The following is a 19,774-nucleotide window of genomic DNA, read 5'->3' as shown; positions in this document are numbered from 1 at the left end:
TATCAGGGAAATTATAATGCTTTTTACAATTTTATTCTAGTAAATGATTTCATGGATATTGAACATTCACGTTAAATGTATCGGTAACCGTTAAAGTATGTTTCCCTTCACCAATATTGAATATCCCATTCTTTTTTACAATGCCCTCTTCACTTGTTTCTTCTTTCACTTCAGTCATCTTCCAGCCATTCTTAGGACCTTCAAGTTCCTCGACCCCTCTAGCATCTACCTTGATATCACTATTATCCTGAAGGAATACACTTAGATTTCCGCTGTCCTTCACACTCCAGTCATTCAAGAGTTTCCTAGGCTTCAGGACAAGATCGGTACTTTGTCCGTCTATCTCCACTGCCAACTCAGCAGGGATTATAAGAGTTGCCTTAAGATTCATTGTACCATTGTCAAAAAGTCCATTTTGAATCGGCAAATCCTTGAAGCTTATATAAAGCGTATCACCATTTCTCTCAACGAGTAAATAATCCTCCGCCTTCTTCAACAACGAATCAGTATCTTCCATTACCCGCTCACCATATGTTCCAAAAACGGAAATTTCCCCGACATTACCACTTTCAATTGTTAATGGGTATGGGCCAGAGTCCAGGACAACTCTCTGTATGTCTTTCCCTGCCTTTTGATTGAAACCAGGCAAATTGACCGTTTTCACTTCACTATTCACGGCAGCCCTAACTTGATCCATCAATCCGCTTGATGTTAGCAGAATTAAAACTATTCCCGTCGTTCCAAGCAATCCCACGAAAAGAATGCTAAGAATATCATACTTTACAAAAGAACTTTCTTTTCTGGAAAAATAAATGTAGAAGAGAATCTCTGCACCCAAGATAATGAACAGCAACGGCCACCATGACAGCAGAATCGTCGTCAAGTTCATATCCGCAATTTGTGAAACCAGTAAAACCAATCCCAAACCAACCAGGGAGATTCCCATCGAAATCGTTCCGACTCTCCATGTTCTCATTTTGTCTCCTCCTTGGCTCTTCCTTTTTTACTTCCCGACAGCAATTTAATTCCCCCGCCTATAAGAAGGATGCATACAAGACCTTTTTGAAAATAATCTCTAAACCAGTATTCCAAGTTGCTTCCAATCCATTCATCTAAATGAGGAGCAATGGCCGGGACGATTATATTACTGGCCAAGAAATAGATTCCAAGTCCCACCAGCCCAAATCCTACCCATTTTTGATGATTGACCATTCCCGAAATGATGGGCGTATCTTCTAATGGACCCTCTTCCATTTTCGAGGCTTTTTGCAATCCATCAAAAAAACTATAAAACCAGATAATCGGAATAAGGAAAAAGAAGAAACCTAACCGGAGTAAATCCAGTATGTAAATGGCGAATAAAAAGCCGGCCATCAATTGTATCCCACGTTTTTGCAGCCCCAAATATAAGTGACCTGCACCAGGGAAAATAGCGAATAAAGTCGCGACCGATTTACTCTTCTTCCCGGATTCCCGTCTCTCCTCGAAATCTTCCAAAACGGTCCGATCGATAAGCTCCTCACCTCTTTGCTTTTTATTCAGCTGTTGAACAGAATCAAAAAAGCTGTAAATCCAGATAACAGGCAATAGTGCCATGAATATTAACAGACCTTCCATTTGTGTCATTACACTAATGAATATCACCATGATGCCCAGGCCTAAAAAGCCGATAAGAAAAATAAGCCCACGGTTCATGAGGCCCAGCTGAAAATGCCCTAATCCAGGAACGAATGAAAGGATGATTACATAAAATCTTTCCGCTTCCGGCTGATCTGCCATACGCTCTACATCCTCTTCCCTTTTAGGATTCCTCAGTGAGGTGACCACCAAATCAAATATACTGATGAAATAAAACACCATTCCAATAATGGAAAAAGCCAGAAACGCATCCGATTGACTGATCAACGAAAGAAAAAGACCACCAAGCCCCAATCCAGCCGTGGCCAGAAAATAAAATAACCCTTTATATTTCCTTCCTAGGTAAAAATGTCCGAAACCTGGCAAAAACGATAATAAGAAAGCTAATACCGGCCTTTTATTCATTTCTAAACCCCTCCTTATTTTTCTTTTCGATAGTGTCCATCCAATTAAATGTTTTATCAATAAGTCCATCGGTTAAGGACTGCGTTTCCTTTTCACTGATTGATTCCACAGAATCCACGTATTCTGTCAATGATTGAAATACTCCCCCTGCCATTAATAAGATCGTAAACCCGGCCGCAATCAGGTAATGTCTTGTTATCGTCCGCAGTGATTTCTCTTTTCGGAGTTGCTTTTCCCCTTCAACAAGGCCTTCTTTCAATCGGCTAATCGAGTCCATGACAGGACCTGCAATATCAAATCCTTCAATGTCCGGACCGAATTCTTCTTTTTCCATCGCTTCCATATAGGCGGACAAACACTTGTCACAGGAGTATAGATGATTTTCATATTCAATTTTTAGAGCCTCTGGTATTTTATCTGCCAAATATGCAACCCATTCTGCTTCAGGCACATGATTCATGAAAAATCCTCCTCTTTCCAATGTTTTCTCATCCAATTTCTTGCCCGATATAGCTTTACCTCCACGGATTTCACTTGAATCTGCTGTTCCTCTGCAATTTGCTTGAATGTCTTTTCCCTTATGTAATAGCCATATACAACTTCCCGATATCCCTGTGGAAGGTCATTCAGCTTCCGCAATACTTGCTTTCGCCTTTCATTCCGAAAAAATACTGCCTCGACATCATCAGTTAAGCCCAGATTAGCTTCCGATGAATGTTCGTCCTGCAATTCTTCCTTTTGGCGTTCCCTCTTTCTCTTTAGATCGATTGCATGATTGACCGCAATTCGGGTAATCCACGTTTTGAAACCTTGGTTCTTATATTGAGGAAGGGAAGTGTAGATTTTGATAAAGACTTCCTGGGTAACATCTTCTGCATCCTTTTGATTCCGCAAGACGGAATAGACGGTTCTATAAACCGTCTGTTTATAAGTTTCGATCAACATTCGGAATGCATGATCATTCCCAGCCCTAACCTTCTCAACTAACTCATCCGTCACTTCTCTTCCTCCTTTCCTGTTAAGCATTCATGTAATAGACGACAAAAAAGGAGTTACCCCTACAGGTAACTCGAAAAAAACCAAAAATTATTTTAAGCTTTCCACAATGAACCCTTATCTTAATCAAGAGAAAACCGTACCACTTTAAAAGTGATACGGCCAATATTAACGTTTATTGATTTCTTCCACCAAAATTTTATTTACAAGTTGTGGATTGGCTTGTCCTTTTGTCGCTTTCATGATCTGCCCCACAAGGAAGCCGATTGCTTTTTGTTTACCGGCCTTAAAATCTTCAATTGATTGCGGGTTATTATTCAATGCTTCTTCAACGGCTGTACGCAATGCGCCTTCATCGGAAATTTGGACTAGTCCCTTCTCCTTGACGATCGTTTCAGCATCTCCGCCATTTTCAATCAATTCTTTGAAAACTTTTTTAGCGATTTTAGAAGAAATCGTGCCATCTTCAATCAGCTTGATCATTCCAGCCAACGATTCAGCAGTCAATTTGACATCATGCAGCTCTTTTCCTTCTGCATTCAAGAAAGCGGAAACCTCACCCATGATCCAGTTTGATGCTAGTTTCGCATCCGCGCCTGAAGCAACTGTCGCTTCAAAGAAATCAGCACTTTCTTTCGTTACCGTCAAAACGGCTGCATCATATTCAGGTAAGCCGAATTCTTCGACATAACGTTTTTTCCGGGCATCCGGAAGTTCCGGAATCTCGGCAGCAATACGTGCTTTCCATTCTTCATCGATATGGATTGTCAATAAGTCCGGTTCCGGGAAGTAACGGTAATCATCGGAGCCTTCCTTAATTCGCATTAGTACCGTTCTGCCTGTAGCTTCATCGAACCGGCGAGTTTCCTGTTCGATTATGCCGCCTTCATTCAAGATTTCCGCTTGTCGGATTTCTTCATGTTCCAATCCTTTGCGGACAAAGTTGAATGAGTTCAAGTTTTTCAATTCGGTTTTCGTACCGAATTCCTTTTGCCCGACAGGTTTCAAGGAAATGTTAGCATCACAGCGAAGTGAGCCTTCTTCCATTTTACAATCGGAAACGCCTGTGTATTGAATGATCGATTTCAACTTTTCCAGATAAGCATAAGCTTCTTCCGGGGAAGTGATATCCGGTTCAGATACGATTTCAACAAGTGGCGTACCTTGGCGGTTATAATCACAAAGTGAATAGTTCCCTTTATGTGTCAGCTTTCCAGCATCCTCTTCCATATGAATGCGGGTAATGCCAATTTTCTTTTTCTTGCCGCCCACTTCGATCTCAATCCAGCCATGCTCACCGATCGGCTGATCGAACTGTGAAATTTGGTATGCTTTAGGATTGTCCGGGTAAAAATAGTTTTTCCGGTCGAATTTCGTAATTTCCGCCACTTCGCAATTCAGGGCAATTGCAGCCTTCATTGCAAAATCAACAGCCTTTTTATTGACGACAGGCAATACACCTGGGTAGCCTAGGTCGATTACAGTCGTGTTACTATTTGGAGCGGCACCAAAATGGTTTGGGCTCGCCGAGAAAATTTTAGAATCCGTTTTTAATTCTACGTGTACTTCTAGACCAATCACCGTTTCAAAGTCCATTTTTTTCACCCCTTACAGCTTAGGAAATTGTTTATGAAAATCTGTTGCTTGCTCAAATGCGTGAGCCGCGCGGTAAATCGTGCTTTCATCAAAATGCTTTCCAATCATTTGCAGTCCAAGCGGAAGGCCATTCGCTGCGAATCCACACGGCACGGATATACCCGGTACACCAGCAAGATTGACTGGAATCGTCAAGATATCATTTGCATACATCGTTAATGGATCGTCGACTTTCTCGCCAATTTTAAATGCAGGCGTAGGTGTAGTCGGCCCAACGATGACATCGTATTTTTCAAAGACATCTTCAAAGTCCTTTTTGATTAACGTACGTACTTTTTGAGCCTTTTTATAATAAGCATCATAATAACCGGAACTTAAGGAGAACGTTCCAAGCATGATACGGCGCTTCACTTCGTCACCGAATCCTTCTGCACGGGTTTGCTTATACATTTCTATAAGAGTTTCTGCATTATCGGTACGATGCCCGTAACGCACTCCGTCAAAACGTGAAAGGTTAGCCGAAGCTTCAGATGAAGAAAGCAGGTAATAGGCAGCTAAGGCATATTTGGAATGCGGCAATGATACCTCTTCCCACTCAGCTCCAAGCCCCTCTAATACTTTTAATGCTTCAAGTACGGAATTACGTGCTTCTTCGCCAACGCCTTCACCAAGATATTCTTTAGGCACGGCTATTTTCAATCCTCTAACATCGCCTGTTAATGAATTCACAAAATTCGGCACGTCAACATTAGCAGAGGTAGAATCCATTGGATCTACACCTGAAATCGCTTCAAGCAAATATGCGTTATCTTCAACCGTTCTTGTGACCGGCCCAATTTGGTCCAATGAAGACGCAAAAGCTACAAGTCCGAATCGGGAAACCCGTCCATATGTAGGTTTTAAGCCGACAACTCCACAATATGCAGCTGGTTGGCGGATCGAACCACCCGTATCTGAACCTAAAGAGAATAGGACTTCACCGGAAGCGACAGATGCAGCTGAACCACCCGAAGAACCGCCTGGCACATATTCCGTGTTCCATGGATTGCGTGTTGCTTGAAATGCGGAGTTCTCATTAGAGGAACCCATCGCAAACTCATCCATATTCAATTTTCCGATCGTAACCGTTTCTGCTTTTTGTAGTTTTTGAACGACGGTTGCATCATAGATTGGATCAAAGTTCTCCAAAATTTTGCTCGCACAAGTGGTACGCAAATTTTTAGTGACAATATTATCCTTCACTCCAATTGGCATACCAAATAAAGCGCCTTCGTTCTCGCCTTTTACCAATTGATCATCCAATCGTTTTGCTTGACTGCGGGCGTTTTCTTCATCAAGTGTCAAAAATGCCTTCACCTTGTCCTCTACCTGTCCGATCCGCTTGTACGATTCGTTAACAAGATCAGTGACACTTATCTCTTTCTTATGTAAGCGTTCATGAAGCTCAGAAACTTTTTGTTCGAACAACGACATCATTGTCCCTCCTTATTCAATTATAGATGGTACACGGATATATCCTTCTTTGCTATCCGGTGCATTTTTAACTACTTCCTCTACTGGCAATCCCGGTTTTGCGACATCTTCCCGCATAACATTCTTCATATCCAAAACGTGAGAAGTCGGGTTTACTTGATCCGTATCAAGCTCATTCAACTGCTCCGCGAATGAAATCATTTGGTCAAGCTGATGCTGAAACTGTTGTGCTTCTTCTTCCGTAATGGCCAAACGAGCCAAATGGGCAACGTGTTTAACTTGTTCCATAGAAATACGTGACATTCTCTTCACCTCCGAAAAAATATCCAAATCGACTGAATTCCGTCGCTTTTCTCCATATAATCATCGTTTAAATCATATCAAACTATTGCACAGTAAAGCAACAAGAGATACAATGTCGAAAATCAATTATTTCATAAGGAAAAAGAGATATTTTCCGGGAAATATGGGAAAGTTGCCGGAATTTCCGAGGAAATGACAAGTAGGCCTGTAAAATTCGACAAATGTTCCCTTTATAATGCATTTGCTCCCTAAGATGGAAGGGTTTACTTACTGTTATATATTTTTGTTCCAGTTTAGAGGTTATTTTGGAATTCACAAAAAACAGATCCGAATTTTAAGCGGGACGCAAAAAAGATGAAGCCGTTAAGCTTCATCTTTTTTCATTCGTATATATGCACGGTTGGTTCGTCTTGATTTGCTTCACGGACTATGAGCGCTTCAGGTCCATTTACAGAGGTAATGGATACCTGGACGGCGATGTAGTTCGGGAAACGTTCCATTATAAGCCCGGCAACATATTGGGTAAAGCCGATCGCTTCCGAGTTCCCATAAAATTGAATGGGGATATCGATGTTCAGACTTTGCAATTGATCATCCATATAGAACGCCCTGCCGATGACTCCGTTAAAGTTAGGGAAGTATTCTTCGACATCTTCTTTAAAGTTCGTGAAGGTATTGACGTCATCACGGTATTTTTTTTCAGCACTAGCAGAAGGAAATAGGAAATACTCTTCGTTCAAGTCCGTCCATTTTCCAATATTGTCAGAGTTTTTATCGATATTTGTATAGGAAATGAAATTCCCAGGGACTACTGAGGATTTTTCATTTTGCTCGAATAAGGCAATCGTAATCGGAACATTTTTCAGCTTGTCCATATTACGTAGCCTTTTTAAGACTACTGCAGCAATTTTCTCCCCTTCTTGCTTCAGCTTTTTACTATCGATTTTATTTTCATAGGTAGCACCGAATGCCTCTTTTTGATAGTAATGCACTGAATTCAACGCAAGACCTATGACAACCCCGCCAAGGCTCACCGAATTATCCTTTGTTTTGACCAAGTAATTATGTTCTAAAATATGAGCAAGATAAATCGGATTTTCTTCATTCCGTTTATCAATGTCTCCTTTACCTGGATCAACAGGATTCAAGCCAACGTTATCTTTTGCCTTCATCTTCTTTTCTTTCAACTGACTATCGGTATATTTTCTGTTCAGCCAGGAAGATATCTTGGAACTATCCAGCGTTTGCCCCTCTTGAAACAGGTAATCTTCCGGGTCGAATTGGGTTTGGGCCAACCGCATCAATCCATTTTCGAATTCTTCAATGTCATATCGGGTATTTAGATTGGATACGACCAAACCGCGTGCTTTTGATGGTTCAAACGGTAGGATTGTTTGGTAGTATTCTTCCGAAATTTTATACTTCGGAATAATTGCCGTTTCTTTTTTGTCTTTGGAGTCTTGAACTACCTCTTGCTTATCCTCAAAACTAGGCGCACATCCAGCAAGAAGCAGTATAAGAATCATCCCCAAAATAGAGTGTTTCCTCATAGCTACACCTCTTAATTATTTAGTTCCTCAATCAGTCTCTCTTCATCCCATACCATGACGCCAAGGCTTTCCGCTTTTTCCAGTTTGGAACCGGCATCTTCGCCAGCTATGACCAAATCGGTTTTCTTGCTGACACTTCCAGCAACGTTAGCTCCTAGCGCCTCTAATTTCTCTTTTGCTTCGTTACGCGTTAACTGATGCAATTTACCCGTTAAAACGACTGTTTTACCGGCAAAAAAGGAATCGATTTCTTCAATAGCAACAGCTCTTGGCCCTTTAAAAGCAAGGTTCACACCGGCTGCTTCCAATTCATTCAGTAACGCATGGACTTCTTCCAATTCAAAATAGGCTACGATGGAATCGGCCATCTTATCACCTATTTCATTAATGGCCGTTAGGTCTTCACGGCTCGCCTTGCTTAAGGCTTCCATCGTCCCGAACTCCCGTGCCAGTGTCTTGGCCGCTTTTGAACCAACATGGCGAATGCCCAGCCCGAATAGTAATTTTTCCAACGAATTTGTTTTCGAAGCCTCGATTGCTTGAAGGAGTTTATTGACGGATTTATCCCCCATCCTTTCCAAAGCAATCAGTTGATCGTATGTAAGCTTATAAATATCAGCCACATCTTGTATGAGTTGTTCTTTAAACAACAAGCTAATCACTTTTTCTCCAAGACTGTCTATATTCATTGCTGTACGGGAAACAAAGTGAATCAAGCCTTCCCTTATTTGTGCAGGACACTTGGGGTTGATGCAGCGTAAAGCAACCTCCCCCTCCAGCCGGACAAGTTCACTGTTGCATTCCGGGCACTCAGTCGGCATCTTAAACTCGACTTCTTCCCCTGTACGGCGCTCTGCCAGTACATTGACCACCTCTGGAATGATATCACCCGCTTTTTTCACGACCACTTGATCTCCGATTCTGATGTCCTTTTCACGGATTAAGTCTTCGTTATGAAGTGAAGCTCGCTGCACTGTCGTACCTGCTACCCGAACGGGATCCAAAACCGCGGTCGGAGTCAACACACCCGTACGGCCCACATTCAGCTCGATATCCCTAAGGGTTGTAATGACTTCTTCAGCCGGGAATTTATAAGCAATGGCCCATCGCGGACTTTTTGCAGTAAAACCTAATTCATCCTGCTGTTCAAGGGAATCCACCTTAACGACAATTCCATCAATATCATAGGCTAAGTTTGGACGCTGTTCCGTCCATTCTACTATATAAGCCATTACTTCCTCTATATTCGAGCACGTTTTTCTTTCCCGATTCGTCTTAAACCCGAGTCGATCCAATAAATCCAGACCCTCACTGTGGGAACGGACCCCTGTTTCCCCAAAATCGGCAATTGCATAAAGGAAAATATCCAAGTTCCGTTTTGCAGCAAGTTTTGGGTCAAGCTGCCTTAACGAACCGGCAGCTGCATTTCGTGGGTTTGCAAATGGTTCCTCACCGCGTTCTTCTTTAGCCTTGTTCAATGATTCGAATGATTTTTTTGGCATGAAAGCCTCACCGCGCACTTCTATGGTAACCGGCTCCCGCAACTTCAATGGAATCGACTTGATCGTTTTCAAATTAGCGGTAATATCTTCACCGATCGTACCATCTCCACGAGTTGCCCCTCTTACGAAATATCCATTCTCGTACTGAAGAGTGACGGCAAGTCCATCAATTTTCAATTCACATACATAGGAAAAATCGTCACCTACAGATTGTCTGACCTTTCTGTCAAAATCCCGTAAGTCACTTTCATTGAAGGCATTGCCTAAACTTAGCATCGGTGTGGTATGCTCCACTTTTTCAAACATATCCAAAATGGCGCCACCGACCCGTTGTGTCGGTGAGTCCGCCGTTTGCAGTTCCGGAAACTTCTCCTCATACTCAATAAGTTCACGGAGTAGCCGATCATATTCAGCATCAGGTACTGATGGCTGGTCCATTACATAATATTCATAGCTGTATTGGTTCAATAAAGTTTGCAGTTCTAAAACTTTCTTCTCTGCAGCTTGTAAGTCCATACGTTCAATCCTTTCTAAAGAAGACTCCACCGCACTTCTTTAAGAAGAGCGGTGTCTAAAGTCAGATATCCCTATTCTTCACCAGTAGAAGCATATTAATAGCTTATGCTTTTTCAACTGGTGCAAATTTCGCCAATAGGCGTTTGATGCCAATTGGACTTGGGAAGGCAATATCCAGTTCCTTCCCTTCGCCTTCCCCTTTTACGCTCACCACGGTTCCTATACCCCATTTTTTATGGGATGCACGGTCGCCGACGGCCCAGCCGATTTCTTCACCGCCCGTTGCGGATGGTGCAGAAACAGCTCTTCCAAAGGCAGGCACTTTTCTTGCTGAAGCTGTTGAAGGAGATCCGGTTCTTGAAGAACTGAAAGGTGTTTGCCTTGCTCTAGGAGCCGGTTTCGGTTTTAAATCTTCAAGCAGTTCCTCTGGTATTTCATTAATGAAACGTGATACAGGATTCATGCTCGTCCGTCCATACAATGTCCGCATTTGGGCATTGCTTATGAATAGCTCATTTTCAGCCCTTGTAATTCCCACATAAGCCAGACGGCGTTCTTCTTCCATCTCCTCTTCATCCATAAGCGAGCGGCTGTGAGGGAAAACCCCTTCTTCAAGGCCCAATAGAAAGACCACCGGATATTCAAGTCCCTTCGCTGAATGCAGTGTCATCAACGTTACCGTATTTGTAGCTTCTTCGGAATTCTCATCAAGTTGGTCTATATCGGCAACCAACGCCAGGTCAGTCAAAAAGCCCACCAATGATTTGTCCTCGCTGTTATCTTCGAATGCTTTCGTAACAGATAAAAACTCATCTATATTTTCAAGCCGGCTTTGTGATTCAATCGTTTTTTCCGCCTGCAGCATCTCACGGTAACCGGTTTTCTGAATGACTTCCTCCACAAGTTCCGTCACGGATAAGTACTCCTGCTGATTTGTATAGTTAGTGATCAGCGTATGGAATTCCCTTGCCGCTTTGGTAGCCTTCCCGCTTATCCCTACCATTTCAACGGATTCGAGTGCTTTATAGATGGAAACATCATATTGATCTGCATAATCTGCCACTTTGTCCATTGAAGTCGCACCAATTCCGCGTTTTGGTACATTAATTACACGGCGAAGACTGATGTCATCATCAGGATTCGCAATAAGGCGAAGATAGGCAAGTAAATCCTTGATCTCTTTACGGTCATAGAACTTGGTGCCCCCGACTATTGCATAATTTATATTGGATTTAAGCAGAACTTCCTCCATGACACGTGATTGTGCATTTGTCCTGTAAAGTATTGCTATATCTGAATATTTCCTGCTGCCGGCCTGAACCAGCTCATTTATCTTTCCGGCTACAAATTGCGCTTCCCCTTGTTCATTGTCCGCACGGTAATAGAATATCTTATTGCCATCTGCATTCTCGGTCCAAAGATTTTTCGGCTTCCGGTTTTGATTGTTATCGATGACCTTATTCGCCGCTTCAAGAATCTTTTTCGTCGAGCGGTAATTCTGTTCAAGGAAAATCATGTTGGCATTCGGATAATCTTTTTCAAATGAAAGGATATTCGCAATATCCGCACCGCGCCAGCGATAGATCGATTGATCGGAATCCCCGACAACACAGAGATTACGGAAGCGTGAAGCCAATAGTTTAACAAGCATGTATTGAGCCCTGTTCGTATCTTGGTACTCATCAACATGAATGTATTGAAATTTACGCTGATAATATTCAAGCACCTCAGGTACAAGCTGGAACAATTGAATCGTCATCATGATCAAATCATCGAAATCGAGCGCTGAATTTTTACGCAGCCGTTTTTGATATTCCGTATATACATCGGCAGTTACTTTAGTGAAGTAATCAGACGCCGTCTTCAGGTACTCTTCCGGCCCGACCAATTCATTTTTCGCTGAACTGATGCTACCCAAAATGGCACGGTAATCATATTTCTTTGTATCCATATTACGATCTTTCATGATTTGTTTTATGACCGATTGCTGATCCGTCGTATCCAATATCGAGAAGTTCCTATTAAATCCGATACGGTCGATATCTCTTCGTAAAATGCGGACACACATCGAGTGGAAAGTCGAAATCCAGATATCTTCGGAAGCACCGCCTAGTATGGCACGGATCCTCTCCTTCATCTCACGTGCTGCCTTGTTGGTGAACGTGATTGCAAGGATGTTCCAAGGCGCTATTTCCTTCTCGACCATCAAGTAAGCTATTCGGTGAGTCAGCACACGCGTCTTTCCACTTCCTGCCCCAGCCATGATTAAAAGTGGGCCATCAGTTGATTTCACTGCTTTTTGTTGCTGTTCATTCAAACCTATTAGTAATTTTTCCGCTAAATATTGCATTATCACACCACCTATACGAACATTCGTTTCTGTTTTAGTATACTATATTTATTACATGTTTTCATTTAACTGCCGAAACTGTTGCAAGTGCCACTTTCAAATCTTCATAAATTACATTGCCGACAACGATGACATCCGCAACCTTAGACATCTCTTTGGCTTGTTCAACCGATTTTATCCCACCGCCATAGAATAGTATGGTATCCTCCAAACTCTCTTTGGCCGCTTCCACCATCTGGACATCGCCGTAATCACCGCTGTATTCCAAATAAAAAATCGGCAGGTTGAACATTTTTTCCGCCATCATCGCGTATGCACCCACATCATCCATATCCAAATCTGTATTGGCTTTCGTCAATTGGGCCGCCTTGCACTCAGGATTCAGGATACAGTACCCTTCAACGAAAATTTCATCCCAATTCAAAAGGTATCCGTATTCCTTGACTGCTTGCTGATGCAGCTTCATCATCCAATCAGGGTTGGTGCTATTCAGGACACTCGGAATGAAATATAAATCAAAACCTGGCGTCACCGTTTCTACAGAAGAAATTTCCATCACACATGGGACGGTATATCGTCTGACACGTGCCATTAAATGAAGCACATTCTCAAGCGTGATTCCATCCGTTCCCCCGACCATTATTGCATCGGTACCGGATTCACAAACTTTTTCAAGGGCTTCATCACTTATTTCTTTATTTGGATCGAGTTTGAAAACATGTTTCCACTCGCGAAAATCGTACATTATAATCCTCCATTCACACTTCCCATTACACCATTATAGCATTAAGATTTTTCATTAAAAAAGAGAAGTATCGATAAAATGTTATTACCAAATGGAACCTCTGAATCTAAAATCCAATATAACATGGATACGACTGAAAGACAGCCGGCAAAGAGAGTGCTGGACTCAAAGTAAAAAGCCGGGAAATGAATTCCCCGGCTTTTTATTATAATCGAAAGAATTAAGATTCAGTTGTTCCCTCGACGTTATCCTTAATACGGTTAAGAGCCATGGAATAAGCGTCATTTCCGTAATTCAAGCAGCGTTTGACCCTGGAAATCGTAGCCGTGCTTGCACCCGTTTCCGTTTCGATTTTATGATAGGTCTTCCCTTCTTCAAGCATGCGGGCTACTTCAAGACGCTGTGCCAGTGATGAAATTTCATTAACTGTGCATAAATCGTCGAAAAATCGATAGCATTCGTCCAAATCACGCAAGGAAAGGATCGACTTAAACAGCTGATCCGTTTCTTTTCCTCTCAACTTATCAATTTGCATGTTACTCCCCCTCAATTTCATGGGTATCAAAATGAGACGTCTCCTACTAAACCAGGTTCATCCGGAATAATATTGACCCAGGTTTTCCCTGGAATCAACCCTACTTCTTTATCGTTTTTCACTGGTATAATTCGACCATCCTTATTAACCCATTCTACTTCATTCGCTTTTCCTTTTTGAAGTAAATAACCTTTTCCGCCACTTTTCAAGTCGATTTTACGACGCCCTTTATCGTCGATCACTTGATGAGCAGCCTCAATGATCAATATATTATCCAGTAAAATAGGTTTACTCGACTTATGTTCGACTGTTTGCTCTCCATTCGAATAACGTTTATATTTCTCTTCCGTGGCTTCGTATTCATACTGAACATCATACTCGTCTGATCCGTAGGAAACCTCGGTTTTCAATGCCGGTTCCCCTTGAAGGCCAGCCGCCTCTTCCTTTGTAAGGAAGGCATAAGGCTCCGGTGCACCATTCAACTCATATCCCTTTTCCTTCGCACCTTTTTGGATATCCTCAAAGGTGGTGTAGGAATTATGCGGTGCTTTTCGATCTGCCGAACGTTGAAACAAAGTACCATCATAATATAATCCGTTCAAGTTATCAATATACCCTTTTTCGAGCATGGTTTTTGCCTCGGGGCTATTCCCATGACAGACATAGATGCAATCAAGGCCTTTAGCCAATTCGATATAATAGTCCCTTGCACTCCGAATCGGACCGATTTGGCTTGGCATTTCACTTTGGAAGATAGCTAAAAATCTGGTTATGTCACCTTCTGCAAGCATTTCGTAGACCATATCGGCTTCCGAGAGGCCCGATTGTGGGCGTGCTTCTGGATGATTATTAATCATCACTGCTACAGCCCTTTGCTCACTGCCTGCATCGGTGGCTATACCTGTAAGTGGAAACTCATCATTGGAAGGTTCATTTTTCACATCTGTATTTTTGATGACAGCTTGGTCTTTCGGCTTACTGTCATCCAATGCAGGATCTTCTTTCGTAGAACAGCCTGCCAGCAGTAAAATAGCAATAACCATGAAAAGAACTCTCTTAAAATTCATCTTTCCACTCCTCTGATTTATTAGCCATTTCTTCTCTTATATTTTAACGCATTATAGTGGGAAAGAGTATAGTTTTATTCATTACATCATATACTCCTCGCTGGGTTAGCCTTATATATGGCAGATGGGTTGTCGAAAAGAATGAAAGGGTGTACACAGGATCGGCGAAGCGATAACCTCTCTCCCGCAGCAAATGTTTCAATTCATTTTCTTCTTCTATCAGTTCAGGAACCTCCTTGGTGGACATGACCCCCTTTAATTTCAGAGGAAGTTCATGGATCACCTTGCCTTGTTCCGTTAAAATGATTCCACCGCCGATTTCCTTCAGCCGGTTAAATGCCAAATGCATATCCTTTTTCCTTTTACCGATCAGTATGATATCACCTGTATCTGTATAAGAGCCAGCAAAGCCACACAATTTGTCCGCAAACCCTTTTAATATCGTATTGATGCGCCATTTCCCTTCCCGATCAATAAGCATGAAAAAGCATTCATCATCCTCAAAGTTCAGTTCTTCATAGCCAACATCATTGGCAAGGGAGTACGGTTTCGTAATTACATTATTGACCAATTCAATCCCGAACGGCATGGAAAATTCAAAATCTTCCTTTAAACTAAGATCCCAATCAAGATCAAGTGGTTTAAAATCGAAATCACTCCATTCGATTTCCTGTTTATCCGGAATGATCTCACCATCCCTTTTAACCCATTTCCCTTTTGCCATTACCGAAACCGGTGCGGGCTCCTTTACATCGGTCAGGAAGTTGATATTCGCTACCCTTCCCGTGGCAATATTGCCATGAAGGTATTCAATGTTATAATATCGTGCGATGTTTATAGTTGCCATATTGTATGCATCGATGACCGGAACGCCATTTTCTATCGCTATTTTGATCAAGCAGTCTATGAAACCACCTTCATAAAAGGATGGCGGCGATCCATCTGTCGTATAAAAGAATTTGTCATAATGATCGATGCCCAGCTCATGGATTTCCTGTATCATCTTAGGTAAATCCGGCCGGATCGAAGAATGTCTTAACGATACATAATAGCCCTGCAGCAAGCGCGACATGACTTCATCACCTGTCATTGCCTCATGATCACAATCGGCGCCGAATAAGGTCATTTTTGCTAAAGTCTTCTCTGAGGCACCTGGAAAGTGTCCTTCTATTTTCTTCCTCATTCGCTTGGCTTCCTGAATCCAGTGCAACATCATGTCATCCCCATCGAGAAGCTTCGGCCATCCAGTCAGTTCCCCGCCCTGTAATACGGCATCATGCTCCAGCCATGATTTAACGGCCCCATGGGAAAAGACCATGTCTTCATCGATCAGTTCCGTTTGTCCGTCAAAACGGCTCCACCAATACATTGTTACAGGAATGTTACGTAATTCTTTCAAAAGAGAAAACGCTTTCTTTTTATCTAACTGCAATAAAAACGGCAGGTTATCATTGATCAATGTCGTTGTGCCGAAATGAGATGCATAACGTGAAAAAGAAAGGGGATTATATAATTGAGAAGGGTGTGAATGCGGCTCAATATAACCCGGGACTAAGTATTGGTTTGTACAGTCCACCATTTCACAGCGGTCTATATTATCAGGAAGCTTATCGCCAACATATACGATGCGGTCATCATATATCCATATGTTCGCTTTTACCCATTTTCGTAAAGCCTGATTTAAATAAGTCGTATTTTTTAGCAGAATGTGTGGTGCCCTATTGCCATCCAGCACATCTATATGTTCTCTTAGATGTTTATTTTTCCATCTATAGCGCTGTTCAAGCATAAACATTCCCCCATAATTTTATAGAAACAGATGTATGAAAAAAACCATTTTCAATCCAATTTTATTTCATAGTAACATACTTGCCTCATTAGAACAGTAATGTTATCCAGAATATTGTTAAATTTTTGTGAAGGGATGGACTTTAAGTGAAGTTTAAACAAAATATCAGTATAATAAATGCATTAATGCGAATTACCTGTGGTTTTACATTGCTAACATGGGCTATGACTAAAATGGTGAAAAAACCATGGAAAAACCAATCTTATATATTCGTGGTCATGCTTTCTGCCATGAAAATAGGCGAAGGCATACTCCGATATTGTCCTGTCGTCGATGCAATGGAAAACGGACAAAACTTAATGACAAATGAACCAAAACAGGGACATGTATCTAATCAATCTGATCACTATTAAGTTTTTTCTAAAGAAGAAGCTGACTCCGCTTAGAGTCAGCTTCTTTATATTATGATGAAAAATTGAATTTTATTGCACGGTAGCCAATATCCGTTCGCCAGAATAAGCCGTCTTTCTCAATATTTCCTAACTCTTTATATACTTCAGCTTGGGCTGAGGCCAAATCTTTCCCTTTTGCAGCAACCAGAAGTACACGTCCGCCATTCGCGATGAAATTCCCCTCACTATTGAGGGCCGTTCCAGCATGATATACATGGGCATTCGGATCGATCTTTTCCAAGCCATTAATGATAGAACCCTTTTTATATTCCCCTGGATATCCATCAGCTGCTACGACCACTCCAAGAACAGCTTCTTCATGCCACTCAAGTTCTAAATCCGCTCCAGAAAGAACCGCTTCAAGCGTATCCACGAAATCTGTTTTTAGGCGTGGTAAAACAACTTGCGTTTCCGGATCGCCAAAACGAGCATTGAACTCAATGACTTTTGTGCCTTTTTCAGTAGCGATCAACCCGGCATATAATATTCCTGTAAAACTCCGATTCTCCGAAATCATCGCATTTACCGTGGGCTTAAGAATTGTTTCGACTGCAGTCTGAATCATTTCATCGGAAATTTGCGGCACCGGTGAGTATGCACCCATTCCACCTGTGTTCGGACCCTGATCTCCATCAAAAACCCGCTTATGATCTTGAGCAATGACCATCGGATACACTTTTTCCCCATTAACGAATGCCATCAATGAAAATTCTTCTCCATCAAGGAATTCCTCAATAACGACTTTGGCAGATGCTTCACCGAACTTTGCTCCGACTAGCATATCATGGATGGCGTCTAACGCCTCTTCCATCGTCATAGCAACTACGACACCTTTTCCTGCAGCCAAACCATCCGCTTTTATGACGATGGGAGCACCCATTTTTTCGATATACGCCTTTGCTGAATCATAATCAGAAAATGTTTCATATTCTGCTGTCGGAATGCTGTAGTTCTTCATTAAATCTTTAGCAAAGGACTTACTTCCCTCGATGACTGCAGCACGGCCATTAGGGCCAAATACCTGTAATCCCGCCTCCGTGAAATCATCGGCAAGTCCATTCAACAATGGGGTTTCGGGCCCGATCACAGTTAATGAAACTGCATTCTGCTTGGCAAAGGCAACTAAATCACCGTGATTGTTTTCATCAATTGGAACAAGAGTCGCTACATCGGTCATCCCTGGATTTCCCGGTGCTGCAAAAACAGTCCCAACCCGTTTACTTTCAAATAGTTTGCGGGCTATGGCATGCTCCCTGCCGCCCCGGCCAATTACTAGTACATTCATTATCGCACCTCATTTTTGATTAATGTTTAAAGTGACGAATTCCTGTAAACACCATCGTAATCCCATATTCATCAGCTTTCTTGATTGAATCCTCATCTTTGACAGATCCACCAGGCTGAATGATTGCCGTGACGCCCGCTTTCGCTGCCGCTTCTACAGTATCATCCATTGGGAAGAAAGCATCTGATGCCAATGCACTTCCTGTCGCCCTTTCCCCAGCTTGTTCCAGAGCAATTTTTGCAGCTCCCACACGGTTCATTTGACCTGCGCCAACACCTAATGTCATTTGATCGTTACAAACCACTATTGCATTCGACTTGACATGTTTCACGATTTTCCAGCCAAGTTCCATGGCTTTCCACTCTTCAGGGGTAGGCTCACGTTTCGTTGCCACTTTTATTTCTGCATCCTTTAAGCTATGTGCATCCCGATCTTGAATAAGTAATCCGCCTTCAATGGATGTCAATTTACGTTCAGGCTTTTTAACCGCATCGAAATCGATCGTTAATAAACGAAGGTTTTTCTTGCTTGTCAATACTTCCACTGCCTCTTGTGTAAACCCAGGGGCAATGATGATTTCAAGGAAAATTTCATGAAGCTTTTCAGCAGTCTCCTTGTCAACTTCACGGTTCAAAGCGATGATCCCACCGAAAATGGAAGTGGCATCTGCCTCATAAGCCTTTTCATATGCTTCCAAAATGGTCGCACCGACACCGACGCCGCAAGGATTCATATGTTTGACTGCAACTGCAGCCGGCTCATTGAATTCTTTAACGATTTGAAGTGCTGCATCAGCATCATTAATGTTGTTGTATGAAAGTTCTTTTCCATGTAATTGATTCGCTTCTGCAATCGAGAAAACGGAACCAAGCGGTTTTTTATAAAATGCGGCTTTTTGATGTGGATTTTCTCCATAACGAAGCGACTGTTTCAATTCATAGGTAACAGTCAATGATTCAGGATTTTCTTCATCGGCAAGCTCTGTCATATACTCTGAAATAACGGCGTCATATGCTGCTGTATGGCGGAAAACTTTAGCAGCCAGACGGCGATTCGTGGTTTTTGAAACCCCGCCGTTTTGTTTCAGCTCAGCCAATACGGTAGGATAATCATTGGAATCAACTATAACAGTCACATATTCGTGGTTTTTAGCAGAAGAACGAAGCATTGTCGGTCCGCCGATATCGATGTTTTCAATAGCATCTTCCACAGTGACTTCCGGTTTGGAAATAGTCGCTTGGAATGGATATAGGTTCACACAGACAAGTTGAATGGGTTCAATATTATGCTCTGCAAGTTGTGCTGCGTGATTTTTGTCATCATGTTTTGCCAACACTGCTCCATGGACATTCGGGTGAAGTGTTTTAACACGTCCATCCAATATTTCCGGGAAACCGGTGACGTCACTGATTCCAATTACATCAATGCCATTATCCAGCAGCGTTTTTTTGGTACCGCCTGTAGAAATGATTTCAAAACCTGCTTCAATTAAACCTTGAGCAAATTCTACGATACCTGTTTTATCCGATACACTAATTAATGCACGTTTCTTCATGTTATGTTGGTCCCTCC

Annotated in this window: 17 protein-coding genes; 1 reads left to right on the top strand and 16 read right to left on the bottom strand. The window is 42.1% G+C overall.

The annotated features are described in order from the left end of the window. Positions 1-49 precede the first annotated feature (49 nt). The 14 genes from QNH43_RS02150 to QNH43_RS02085 form a co-directional block, all read right to left on the bottom strand. Positions 50-976 carry a LiaF transmembrane domain-containing protein gene (locus QNH43_RS02150; RefSeq protein WP_283916638.1) on the bottom strand — a complete coding sequence of 309 codons (927 nt, stop codon included), beginning with the start codon at positions 974-976 and terminating at the stop codon, positions 50-52. Next, positions 973-2,043 carry a hypothetical protein gene (locus QNH43_RS02145; protein WP_283916637.1) on the bottom strand — a complete coding sequence of 357 codons (1,071 nt, stop codon included), beginning with the start codon at positions 2,041-2,043 and terminating at the stop codon, positions 973-975. Before QNH43_RS02145 ends, QNH43_RS02150 begins: the two co-directional genes overlap by 4 nt. Continuing rightward, on the bottom strand, positions 2,036-2,503 hold the full coding sequence (locus QNH43_RS02140; RefSeq protein WP_283916636.1) for a hypothetical protein: 468 nt from the start codon (positions 2,501-2,503) through the stop codon (positions 2,036-2,038). The genes QNH43_RS02145 and QNH43_RS02140 overlap by 8 nt, the downstream gene beginning before the upstream one ends. Further along, positions 2,500-3,042, bottom strand: a complete 543-nt coding sequence (locus QNH43_RS02135) for an RNA polymerase sigma factor (RefSeq protein WP_283916635.1) — start codon at positions 3,040-3,042, stop codon at positions 2,500-2,502. Before QNH43_RS02135 ends, QNH43_RS02140 begins: the two co-directional genes overlap by 4 nt. Before the next feature lie 165 nt (positions 3,043-3,207). Continuing rightward, positions 3,208-4,635 carry an Asp-tRNA(Asn)/Glu-tRNA(Gln) amidotransferase subunit GatB gene (gatB, locus tag QNH43_RS02130; RefSeq protein ID WP_076372752.1) on the bottom strand — a complete coding sequence of 476 codons (1,428 nt, stop codon included), beginning with the start codon at positions 4,633-4,635 and terminating at the stop codon, positions 3,208-3,210. A 12-nt stretch (positions 4,636-4,647) separates the two neighbouring features. Beyond that, positions 4,648-6,108 (bottom strand): Asp-tRNA(Asn)/Glu-tRNA(Gln) amidotransferase subunit GatA, encoded by a 1,461-nt coding sequence (gatA, locus tag QNH43_RS02125; RefSeq protein WP_076372750.1) that lies wholly within the window; start codon positions 6,106-6,108, stop codon positions 4,648-4,650. A 12-nt stretch (positions 6,109-6,120) separates the two neighbouring features. After that, positions 6,121-6,411 (bottom strand): Asp-tRNA(Asn)/Glu-tRNA(Gln) amidotransferase subunit GatC, encoded by a 291-nt coding sequence (gene gatC / locus QNH43_RS02120; protein WP_076372748.1) that lies wholly within the window; start codon positions 6,409-6,411, stop codon positions 6,121-6,123. Between the two features lie 380 nt (positions 6,412-6,791). After that, positions 6,792-7,961 (bottom strand): CamS family sex pheromone protein, encoded by a 1,170-nt coding sequence (locus tag QNH43_RS02115; RefSeq protein WP_283916634.1) that lies wholly within the window; start codon positions 7,959-7,961, stop codon positions 6,792-6,794. 11 nt (positions 7,962-7,972) lie between these two features. Beyond that, a complete protein-coding gene (ligA, locus tag QNH43_RS02110) occupies positions 7,973-9,979 on the bottom strand; it encodes an NAD-dependent DNA ligase LigA (protein WP_283916633.1) in 2,007 nt (668 codons plus the stop codon). A gap of 103 nt (positions 9,980-10,082) precedes the next feature. Then, entirely contained in the window at positions 10,083-12,329 is a 2,247-nt protein-coding gene (pcrA, locus tag QNH43_RS02105; protein ID WP_283916632.1) for a DNA helicase PcrA, read from the bottom strand. Between the two features lie 61 nt (positions 12,330-12,390). Next, positions 12,391-13,074 carry a heptaprenylglyceryl phosphate synthase gene (locus tag QNH43_RS02100; protein WP_283916631.1) on the bottom strand — a complete coding sequence of 228 codons (684 nt, stop codon included), beginning with the start codon at positions 13,072-13,074 and terminating at the stop codon, positions 12,391-12,393. A gap of 220 nt (positions 13,075-13,294) precedes the next feature. Then, entirely contained in the window at positions 13,295-13,609 is a 315-nt protein-coding gene (locus QNH43_RS02095; RefSeq protein WP_283916630.1) for a YerC/YecD family TrpR-related protein, read from the bottom strand. 26 nt (positions 13,610-13,635) lie between these two features. Then, complete coding sequence (locus QNH43_RS02090; RefSeq protein ID WP_283916629.1) at positions 13,636-14,676, bottom strand: DUF3048 domain-containing protein; 1,041 nt, start codon at positions 14,674-14,676, stop codon at positions 13,636-13,638. 43 nt (positions 14,677-14,719) lie between these two features. Continuing rightward, positions 14,720-16,465, bottom strand: coding sequence for an adenine deaminase C-terminal domain-containing protein (locus QNH43_RS02085; RefSeq protein ID WP_076372706.1), 1,746 nt, complete (start codon positions 16,463-16,465; stop codon positions 14,720-14,722). A 146-nt stretch (positions 16,466-16,611) separates the two neighbouring features. Between QNH43_RS02085 and QNH43_RS02080 the strand changes: the two genes are divergently transcribed. Beyond that, positions 16,612-16,878 carry a YgaP-like transmembrane domain gene (locus tag QNH43_RS02080; protein WP_283916628.1) on the top strand — a complete coding sequence of 89 codons (267 nt, stop codon included), beginning with the start codon at positions 16,612-16,614 and terminating at the stop codon, positions 16,876-16,878. A gap of 49 nt (positions 16,879-16,927) precedes the next feature. Here the strand turns inward: QNH43_RS02080 and purD are convergent, their stop codons facing one another. Continuing rightward, a complete protein-coding gene (gene purD / locus QNH43_RS02075) occupies positions 16,928-18,202 on the bottom strand; it encodes a phosphoribosylamine--glycine ligase (protein ID WP_283916627.1) in 1,275 nt (424 codons plus the stop codon). 19 nt (positions 18,203-18,221) lie between these two features. Beyond that, on the bottom strand, positions 18,222-19,757 hold the full coding sequence (gene purH / locus QNH43_RS02070; RefSeq protein ID WP_283916626.1) for a bifunctional phosphoribosylaminoimidazolecarboxamide formyltransferase/IMP cyclohydrolase: 1,536 nt from the start codon (positions 19,755-19,757) through the stop codon (positions 18,222-18,224). Positions 19,758-19,774 lie beyond the last annotated feature (17 nt).

It is taken from the genome of Peribacillus simplex (assembly GCF_030123325.1).
Lineage (GTDB): Bacteria > Bacillota > Bacilli > Bacillales > DSM-1321 > Peribacillus > Peribacillus simplex_D.
Note: the sequence above shows the minus strand (reverse complement) of the source record. Positions and strands in the feature narration are given on the sequence as shown.

What these genes read in the sequence shown, in the direction of transcription:
- QNH43_RS02150 (WP_283916638.1), bottom strand. Translation starts at nt 976, where the DNA reads ATGAGAACATGGAGAGTCGGAACGATTTCGATGGGAATCTCCCTGGTT.
- QNH43_RS02145 (WP_283916637.1), bottom strand. Translation starts at nt 2,043, where the DNA reads ATGAATAAAAGGCCGGTATTAGCTTTCTTATTATCGTTTTTGCCAGGT.
- QNH43_RS02140 (WP_283916636.1), bottom strand. Translation starts at nt 2,503, where the DNA reads ATGAATCATGTGCCTGAAGCAGAATGGGTTGCATATTTGGCAGATAAA.
- gatB (WP_076372752.1), bottom strand. Translation starts at nt 4,635, where the DNA reads ATGGACTTTGAAACGGTGATTGGTCTAGAAGTACACGTAGAATTAAAA.
- gatA (WP_076372750.1), bottom strand. Translation starts at nt 6,108, where the DNA reads ATGTCGTTGTTCGAACAAAAAGTTTCTGAGCTTCATGAACGCTTACAT.
- gatC (WP_076372748.1), bottom strand. Translation starts at nt 6,411, where the DNA reads ATGTCACGTATTTCTATGGAACAAGTTAAACACGTTGCCCATTTGGCT.
- QNH43_RS02115 (WP_283916634.1), bottom strand. Translation starts at nt 7,961, where the DNA reads ATGAGGAAACACTCTATTTTGGGGATGATTCTTATACTGCTTCTTGCT.
- ligA (WP_283916633.1), bottom strand. Translation starts at nt 9,979, where the DNA reads ATGGACTTACAAGCTGCAGAGAAGAAAGTTTTAGAACTGCAAACTTTA.
- pcrA (WP_283916632.1), bottom strand. Translation starts at nt 12,329, where the DNA reads ATGCAATATTTAGCGGAAAAATTACTAATAGGTTTGAATGAACAGCAA.
- QNH43_RS02100 (WP_283916631.1), bottom strand. Translation starts at nt 13,074, where the DNA reads ATGTACGATTTTCGCGAGTGGAAACATGTTTTCAAACTCGATCCAAAT.
- QNH43_RS02095 (WP_283916630.1), bottom strand. Translation starts at nt 13,609, where the DNA reads ATGCAAATTGATAAGTTGAGAGGAAAAGAAACGGATCAGCTGTTTAAG.
- QNH43_RS02090 (WP_283916629.1), bottom strand. Translation starts at nt 14,676, where the DNA reads ATGAATTTTAAGAGAGTTCTTTTCATGGTTATTGCTATTTTACTGCTG.
- QNH43_RS02085 (WP_076372706.1), bottom strand. Translation starts at nt 16,465, where the DNA reads ATGCTTGAACAGCGCTATAGATGGAAAAATAAACATCTAAGAGAACAT.
- purD (WP_283916627.1), bottom strand. Translation starts at nt 18,202, where the DNA reads ATGAATGTACTAGTAATTGGCCGGGGCGGCAGGGAGCATGCCATAGCC.
- purH (WP_283916626.1), bottom strand. Translation starts at nt 19,757, where the DNA reads ATGAAGAAACGTGCATTAATTAGTGTATCGGATAAAACAGGTATCGTA.